This window comes from Pseudomonas sp. MF6776 (assembly GCF_016613125.1).
Taxonomy (GTDB): Bacteria; Pseudomonadota; Gammaproteobacteria; order Pseudomonadales; family Pseudomonadaceae; genus Aquipseudomonas; species Aquipseudomonas iridis.
Genome location: NZ_JAENSQ010000047.1, coordinates 19,908 through 27,688, shown reverse-complemented (window position 1 = coordinate 27,688; position 7,781 = coordinate 19,908). Strand labels below are relative to the sequence as shown.

Sequence of the window (7,781 nt, the reverse complement as noted above, 5' to 3'; positions counted from 1 at the left end):
TGTCACTTTCAGAAGGCGACAGCACGAAATATCAAAAGTCGACCGCACGGTCTTTTCTGACGTTGGAGTCGCCTCAGAAAACGGAAAATAAAGCACGCTAAGGCGTAGTTCCCTCGGGCTACACCGCGTCCGCACTGCGCGGTTCTTTCTTCCCTTGCAGTGACGCAATCAGCGGGCAGGAAACGTTCCCCTTCCGCGCATGGCAGGCGCACACCAAATCAGACAGCACGGCCTCCATGCGCGCCAGGTCAGCCATCCTCTCGCGCACGTCCTTGAGCTTGTGCTCGGCCAGGCTGCTGGCTTCCTCGCAATGGGTGCCATCCTCCAGCCGCAGCAGCTCGGCGATCTCATCCAGGCTGAAGCCCAACCGCTGGGCTGATTTCACGAAGCGCACCCGCGTTACATCCGTCTCGCCATAGCGGCGAATGCTGCCGTAAGGCTTGTCCGGTTCCGGGAGCAAGCCCTTGCGCTGATAGAACCGGATGGTCTCCACATTGACCCCGGCCGTCCTGGCGAAAACGCCAATGGTCAGGTTCTCCAAATTGTTTTCCATATCGCTTGACTCCGTACATAACTACGGAAGTAAGCTTAAGCTATCCAATTCAGATTCGAAAGGACAAACGTATGTCTGAACCTCAAAACGGGCGCGGCGCGCTCTTCACTGGCGGGCTGGCCGCCATCCTCGCCTCGGCTTGCTGCCTCGGGCCGCTGGTTCTGATCGCCTTGGGGTTCAGCGGCGCTTGGATCGGCAACTTGACGGTGTTGGAACCCTATCGCCCCATCTTTATCGGCGTGGCGCTGGTGGCGTTGTTCTTCGCCTGGCGGCGCATCTACCGGCCGTCAGCCGCCTGCAAACCGGGTGAGGTTTGCGCGATTCCCCAAGTGCGAGCTACTTACAAGCTCATTTTCTGGGGCGTGGCCGTGCTGGTTTTGGTCGCGCTCGGATTTCCCTACGTCGTGCCATTTTTCTATTGATCACAGGAGTTCACCATGAAAAAGCTGCTTTCCGCCCTTGCCCTCGCTGCCGTTGTTGCCCCCGTGTGGGCCGCCACCCAGACCGTTACGCTGTCCGTACCGGGCATGACCTGCTCGGCCTGTCCGATCACTGTCAAGAAGGCGATTTCCAAGGTCGATGGCGTCAGTAAAGTTGACGTGACCTTCGAGACGCGCGAAGCGGTGGTCACCTTCGATGATGCCAAGACCAGCGTGCAGAAACTGACCAAGGCTACCGAGGATGCGGGCTACCCATCATCAGTCAAGAACTGATCATGAAAGACCCGAAGACACTGCTGCGGGTCAGCATCATTGGCACAACCCTCGTGGCGCTGTGTTGCTTCACCCCTGTTCTGGTCATTTTGCTCGGTGTGGTCGGCTTGTCCGCGCTGACCGGCTATCTGGACTATGTGCTGCTGCCTGCGCTGGCGATTTTCATCGGCTTGACCATCTACGCCATCCAACGAAAACGCCAAGCCGATGCCTGCTGCACCCCGAAATTCAATGGAGTAAAAAAATGACCGAAATCACCGTGAATGGCATGACCTGCACATCCTGCGCCACCCATGTCAAAGATGCTTTGGAAAAGATTCCCGGCGTGAATGCCGCTGTGGTGTCCTATCCAGAAAGCCGCGCGCAAGTCATGGCAGACACCGCCGTGAGCCACAACCAACTGCTGGCCGCCATCGCCGCATTGGGTTATCAAGGCTCGATCCGGGTTGGTGATTTCAAAGATGAACCAAAAATCCGTGATGCACTTGAGGGCGCCGGTTTGCATATCGCCATCATTGGCAGCGGCGGGGCCGCGATGGCGGCGGCGCTGAAGGCCGTCGAGCAAGGCGCGACGGTCACGCTGATCGAACGCGGCACCATCGGCGGCACCTGCGTCAATATCGGCTGTGTGCCGTCCAAGATCATGATCCGCGCTGCCCATATTGCCCATCTGCGCCGGGAAAGTCCGTTCGACGGCGGTATTGCGGCAACTGTGCCTGCGATTGACCGCAGCAAACTGCTGGCCCAGCAGCAGGCCCGTGTCGATGAACTGCGGCACGCCAAATACGAAGGCATCCTGGACGGCAATCCAGCCATCACCGTTTTGCACGGTGAAGCGCGTTTCAAGGACGACCAGAGCCTGGTCGTCCGTTTGAACGAGGGTGGCGAGCGCGAGGTAACGTTCGACCGCTGCCTGGTCGCCACCGGTGCCAGTCCGGCCGTGCCGCCGATTCCGGGCCTGAAAGAGTCACCCTACTGGACTTCCACCGAAGCGCTTGTCAGCGACACCATTCCCGCACGCCTGGCCGTGATCGGTTCGTCGGTGGTGGCGTTGGAACTGGCGCAAGCCTTTGCCCGGCTCGGCAGCCAGGTCACGATCCTGGCACGCAGCACCTTGTTCTTCCGGGAAGACCCGGCCATCGGCGAGGCCGTGACAGCCGCTTTCCGCGCCGAGGGCATCGAGGTGCTGGAGCACACGCAAGCCAGCCAGGTCGCCCATGTGAACGGCGAATTCGTGCTGACCACCGGACACGGTGAATTGCGCGCTGACAAGTTGCTGGTTGCCACCGGTCGGGCACCGAATACGCGCAGCCTCGCGCTGGACGCGGCGGGGGTCACTGTCAATGCGCAAGGGGCCATCGTTATCGACCAAGGCATGCGCACGAGCAACCCGAACATCTACGCGGCCGGCGACTGCACCGACCAGCCGCAGTTCGTCTACGTGGCAGCGGCCGCCGGCACCCGTGCCGCGATCAACATGACCGGCGGCGACGCAGCCCTCAATCTGACCGCGATGCCGGCAGTGGTGTTCACCGACCCGCAAGTCGCCACCGTGGGCTACAGCGAGGCGGAAGCGCACCACGATGGCATCGAGACCGACAGTCGCACGCTGACACTCGACAACGTTCCGCGAGCGCTTGCCAACTTCGACACACGCGGCTTCATCAAGCTGGTCATCGAGGAAGGTAGCGGACGGCTCATCGGCGTGCAGGCGGTGGCCCCGGAAGCGGGCGAACTGATCCAGACGGCGGTGCTCGCCATCCGCAACCGCATGACGGTGCAGGAACTGGCCGACCAGTTGTTCCCCTACCTGACAATGGTCGAGGGGTTGAAGCTTGCGGCGCAGACCTTCAACAAGGACGTGAAGCAGCTTTCCTGCTGCGCTGGATAAAAAAAGGAGGTTTTCAATGAGCGCCTACACCGTGTCCCGGCTGGCCCTTGATGCCGGGGTGAGCGTGCATATCGTGCGCGACTACCTGCTGCGCGGATTGCTGCGTCCGGTGGCGTGCACCCCGGGCGGCTATGGCCTGTTCGATGATGCCGCCTTGCAACGGCTGTGCTTCGTGCGGGCGGCCTTCGAGGCGGGCATCGGCCTGGACGCGCTGGCGCGGCTGTGCCGGGCGCTGGATGCTGCGGACGGCGATGAAGCGGCCGCGCAGCTTGCCGTTCTGCGCCAGTTCGTCGAGCGTCGGCGCGAAGCGTTGGCCGATCTGGAGGTGCAGTTGGCCACCATGCCGACCGAGCCGGCACAGCACGCGGAGAGTCTGCCATGAACAGCCCCGAGCGCTTGCCGTCCGAGACGCACAAACCGATCACCGGCTACCTGTGGGGCGCGCTGGCCGTGCTCACCTGTCCCTGCCATTTGCCGATTCTCGCCATTGTGCTGGCCGGCACGACGGCCGGCGCGTTCATCGGAGAGTACTGGGGTATCGCAGCCCTCACGCTGACCGGTTTGTTCGTCCTGTCTGTGACACGACTGCTGCGGGCCTTCAAAGATCGATCATGAGCGCTTCCCATTGAGACAAACCACGCTGTCGCTACGTTGCCTCATGCCGGCATCAAATTCGGCTGAGTAGCTTCTCGCCATCTGGACGTAGCTCACCCTTGGGTGAAACATGCCGATACAGGGTCTGCCGCGTGACGCCAAGTTCCTGGCACAGGTCGCCGACCTTGGTCTCTGGCTGACCCATTGCCGCCATCGCCAGCCGCAGCTTGGCGGCGGTCATCTTGAACGGCCGGCCGCCTTTCCGCCCGCGCGCGCGGGCCGAGGCTAGGCCGGCAATCGTGCGCTCCGCGATCAACTCGCGCTCGAACTCGGCCAGGGCGGCGAAGATGCCAAAGACCAGCTTGCCGGCGGCGGTCGTGGTGTCGATGGCCGCGCCGTGCCCGGTTAATACCTTCAAGCCGATGCCGCGCCCAGTCAGGTCGTGCACGGTGTTGATGAGATGTCGCAGGTCGCGTCCGAGCCGATCCAGTTTCCACACGACCAGTGTGTCGCCAGTTCGCAACGCCTTCAGGCAGCTGTGTCCTAGGAATAAAGGTTGTCACAAGCCCCCTTTTATTTCGAGGCCTCCAGCCAAAACCTGCGTGGCAAAAAATTAATAAACTCTGTCACAAATCTTGAATTTACAAAAAATGATGGGGTTTTTCGAAGAATAAAGATTGTCACAGCGGAGGATCAGAAGCCGAGGAGTCAGATGGGGCGGAAAAGCCCCCACTCAGTCATGATGTTATTTTTCTGACGGAAACGACCGCAACTGCATCAGTTGTGGTTTTAGAGTGCGGATTCCACAACACTTGGACACTCAGCCCACGATCATTTGGACACTCATTCCACGCTCACTTGGAGAGGCAGTCGGAGCGCAGCGACGCAGGTTCGCATTGTTAGTCTGAAGTCCCGGTTGCAGTCAATTTCGTTGCGCGCCTGCGCATCGATTTGCCCTTCAGTTCGATGCGGTAAGCGTTGTGCACCAGCCGGTCTAGGATCGCATCGCCCAAGGTCGGATCACCGATCAGCGCATGCCACTTATTCACCGGCATCTGGCTGGTCACCAGCGTCGAGCGGTTTCCGTAACGGTCGTCCAGCAGTTCCAGCATGTCGCGCCGCTGCGCGGCGGTAAACGGTGCAAGGCCCCAGTCGTCCAGGATCAGCAGATCGGTCTTGGCATAACCCGCCATGAGTTTGGCGAAGCGACCGTCGCCGTGGGCCAGGCCCAGTTCTTCCATCAAGCGAGGCAGACGAAGATAACGCACGCTGTAACCGTCCCGGCAAGCCTTATGGGCCAGCGCGCAGGCGAGCCACGTTTTGCCTACGCCTGTCGGGCCGCCGATGATCAGGTTCAGGCCGTCACGCAGCCAACAGGATCAGTTGCGGCCCGATATCAGCTGCAGTTACACGCAGATGATCAACAAATTCCTCCACCACCAGATGGGCATTGACGCCGCCAAAACCATAACTGTTGATGCTCGCCCGACGTGGCAGCTCGTTGCCGTCGGCATCCTGCACCGCCGGCCATGGCAGGTTCCCGGACGCGAGCGACAGTTGCTGCGGATCGAGCGTGATCGCCGGGCTGAGTTGTTGATACCCAGGTATGCCCGGCAGTTGCTGCTGTTTTACCGCATCAATCACCTTGAACAACGCCGCCATGCCGGACGCCAACTCCTCACCAGTAACCACGTGCGCCACATAGATCACGCTGACACCTAAGGCGGCTTACTTGGTGGTACAGCCGCCATTGATAGGACGGCGCGCCCGTTGATCCACCCATCAAGCCGCACCAAGTCAGCAATATCAGTCAACCAAGACTTGCCGACCGCTGACAGCGCTTTTGAAGGGGGTCGTTAGTTGTTGCGCCGCATTCTTGACCAGTACCAGCGAACCGGCCAGCAGCACTAGGTGCTTTGATCAAAAACGCGCGGATGCCGGTCATGGTTGGAAAACCACCTGCCGAAGCCTCCAGCCACCTGGAACAGTCAAGAGTAGAGTGGAGGTTGTCAGGTAAAACAGACAGTAGCCGACGGCGGCTATCGGTGCGATCCTCGGTGACCAGGCACCAATAGCTAGACCCAGACCAGTAGTCCATTCAGCTCCGCCCAGTGCATAACTTGTGCCCTGAGTACCGAATACTCCGTGCATCTAAGAAAGGAGAGGACTGTTACTGATCAACGAGATCAGTCCCTGAGCGTTGTAGTCCAATTAAGAACTTTTAAACAAACTCCATAAAAACGCCACCAGACCACCCGCCGTGGCAATCGCCGCCAGCCAACTGAGTATCGGCAAGCCCGCCCACACGGGCCCCACTGCAGCGATCTGCGGACCGAAGGTAATCACCAAGGCACTGATCAGCAACGCTAAGGAAAGCCTTGTGGAGGCCAGGCGCAATGAGCGCTCCAGACGCTCTAGCCCAGGCAGATCCATGCGCACTTCCAGCACTCCGTGCTTGAGCCGGTTGACTAGCAGTCGCGCCAGTTGCGGCAAGTCACCCAGCAGGCCGCGTCCCAACTCAAGGCCATCGAGGCCCAGGCGCTTTGTCATCCTCCAACTCAATTGCTCCCGGAGCATTTTGACGATGGCCGGCTTGGCTGTGGCGATAAGGTCTAATTCCGGGTCCAGACGCGTCAGCACACCATCGGCAGTCACCAGGGCCTTGAACAGCACCAACAAATCAGGCGGTAAGAGCAATTGGTGCTCGCGCATCAAATCAAGAAAGTCTTCAATGAGCGCACTCATGTTCAGTGCCTTGCCACCATGGCGCGCTATGTATTCGCGGGCGGCCTGTTCAATGGCGGGTATGTTCTGCACACCATTGCCGCTCCAGTCGATTAGCACAGTCACCAGCGCATCACTATTGTTCTCGGTCAATGCGCGCATGAAGCTCATCACCTCAAGGCGTCGGCGCTCGTCGAGACGACCAACCATGCCAAAGTCAATAAAACCGACACGATTACCACTCATGGCCTTGAGGTTGCCTGGGTGCGGATCACCATGGAACACACCGTCCTCCAAGAGCATTTTTATAAATGCACGTGCGCCACGGCTGGCCAGCAGGCTCGGGTCCAAGCCTTGCTCGATCAGAGCTTGGCGCTCCAGCGGGGTATAGCTGGGAAGATATTCCTGTACAAGCAGCCGCTCGCTACTATGGGCCCAATAAATACGCGGGATGACAATGTGCGGCTGCTGCGAGAAATTAGCCGCTACGGCGTCACAGTTAAGGCCTTCCTGAGTAAAATCCAGCTCTTCCAACATCGCTCGAGCCAGTTGTCGGACCATCTTGCGCGGTTGGTACTGCGCCAAAGCGCCGTTGTCTTCAATCAGTAGGGCGACGCTTTCCAGCAGTTGCAGGTCGGCAGTCATTTTACGTCGCAACCCAGGGCGCTGAATTTTGACCACCACGTCCTCACCACTGAGCAGGCGCGCCCGATAGACCTGGGCAATCGATGCTGCCGCAAGAGGAGTGGTATTGAACTCGGCGAACACCTGATCAAGCTCAGCACCAAGGTCTTCAAGAACCTGGCCTTGCAACTGCTCCCAAGTCAACGTTGCCGCGCCGCTGTGCAGGTTTTCGAGTTCTTCGATCCACAATGCCGGCAAGATGTCGCCGCGACTTGCAAGGATCTGCCCAAGCTTGACAAACGTTGGCCCCAACGCCTCCAACGCTCGCCTCACGCGCTGTGGGGTGCCCTCGTCAGTTGGTTGGCTGCCGACGGGCTCAGCCCCCCCCACCAGCCGTCCCAGGCCCAGACGGAATAGCACATCCTGAGCCCCGAAACTGGCGAGGATAGTAACAATTTCACGCCCCCGTTGATGGTGCTTGAGTGCGGTCCAAGTTGATTCGAGCATAGCGAGTAGCCCCCAGGTTTTTCTATCGTGTCGTGCACACAGCGAAATTCCAGAACTCGATGCCTGGATGCACCTTTGGACACTGGCAGCTCATTTTCGATCAGTTGATTGACCGCTTGGGCTTTGAATTCTTTCGGGTAATACGGGGGGCTATTAGCTCCCCCTGATCGGCCTC

The 7,781-nt window shown here is 59.7% G+C and carries 9 protein-coding genes and 2 pseudogenes; 6 read left to right on the top strand and 5 right to left on the bottom strand.

All coding sequences use genetic code 11. From position 1 onward, the window contains the following. Positions 1–118: 118 nt before the first annotated feature. The gene (gene merR / locus JJD74_RS28595) at positions 119–553 is read right to left on the bottom strand and encodes an Hg(II)-responsive transcriptional regulator (RefSeq protein ID WP_000429838.1); all 435 of its coding nucleotides are present in this window, start codon (positions 551–553) and stop codon (positions 119–121) included. 71 nt (positions 554–624) lie between these two features. Between merR and merT the strand changes: the two genes are divergently transcribed. From merT to merE, 6 genes are read left to right on the top strand one after another with little or no spacing between them, the layout of a single operon-like run. Then, positions 625–975, top strand: coding sequence for a mercuric ion transporter MerT (merT, locus tag JJD74_RS28590; protein WP_001294667.1), 351 nt, complete (start codon positions 625–627; stop codon positions 973–975). Between the two features lie 15 nt (positions 976–990). After that, on the top strand, positions 991–1,266 hold the full coding sequence (merP, locus tag JJD74_RS28585; protein ID WP_000735441.1) for a mercury resistance system periplasmic binding protein MerP: 276 nt from the start codon (positions 991–993) through the stop codon (positions 1,264–1,266). Between the two features lie 2 nt (positions 1,267–1,268). After that, the gene (gene merF / locus JJD74_RS28580) at positions 1,269–1,514 is read left to right on the top strand and encodes a mercury resistance system transport protein MerF (protein ID WP_000654684.1); all 246 of its coding nucleotides are present in this window, start codon (positions 1,269–1,271) and stop codon (positions 1,512–1,514) included. Further along, positions 1,511–3,157 (top strand): mercury(II) reductase, encoded by a 1,647-nt coding sequence (merA, locus tag JJD74_RS28575; protein ID WP_000136268.1) that lies wholly within the window; start codon positions 1,511–1,513, stop codon positions 3,155–3,157. The genes merF and merA overlap by 4 nt, the downstream gene beginning before the upstream one ends. A 16-nt stretch (positions 3,158–3,173) precedes the next feature. Beyond that, complete coding sequence (gene merD, locus JJD74_RS28570; protein WP_003465059.1) at positions 3,174–3,539, top strand: mercury resistance co-regulator MerD; 366 nt, start codon at positions 3,174–3,176, stop codon at positions 3,537–3,539. Further along, positions 3,536–3,772, top strand: coding sequence for a broad-spectrum mercury transporter MerE (gene merE, locus JJD74_RS28565; RefSeq protein ID WP_001087809.1), 237 nt, complete (start codon positions 3,536–3,538; stop codon positions 3,770–3,772). The genes merD and merE overlap by 4 nt, the downstream gene beginning before the upstream one ends. 52 nt (positions 3,773–3,824) lie before the next feature. Here the strand turns inward: merE and JJD74_RS28560 are convergent. The 4 genes and pseudogenes from JJD74_RS28560 to JJD74_RS28540 form a co-directional block, all read right to left on the bottom strand. Further along, positions 3,825–4,289: pseudogene (locus JJD74_RS28560) on the bottom strand (recombinase family protein); the annotation flags it as partial. A gap of 361 nt (positions 4,290–4,650) precedes the next feature. Beyond that, positions 4,651–5,124 (bottom strand): annotated as a pseudogene (gene istB / locus JJD74_RS28555) (IS21-like element ISPre4 family helper ATPase IstB); the annotation flags it as partial. Then, positions 5,114–5,461, bottom strand: a complete 348-nt coding sequence (locus tag JJD74_RS28550) for a ketoacyl-synthetase C-terminal extension domain-containing protein (RefSeq protein WP_177346358.1) — start codon at positions 5,459–5,461, stop codon at positions 5,114–5,116. The gene JJD74_RS28550 and the pseudogene istB, both read right to left, overlap by 11 nt. Before the next feature lie 501 nt (positions 5,462–5,962). Next, entirely contained in the window at positions 5,963–7,606 is a 1,644-nt protein-coding gene (locus JJD74_RS28540) for an ABC1 kinase family protein (RefSeq protein WP_078481976.1), read from the bottom strand. Between the last annotated feature and the right edge of the window lie 175 nt (positions 7,607–7,781).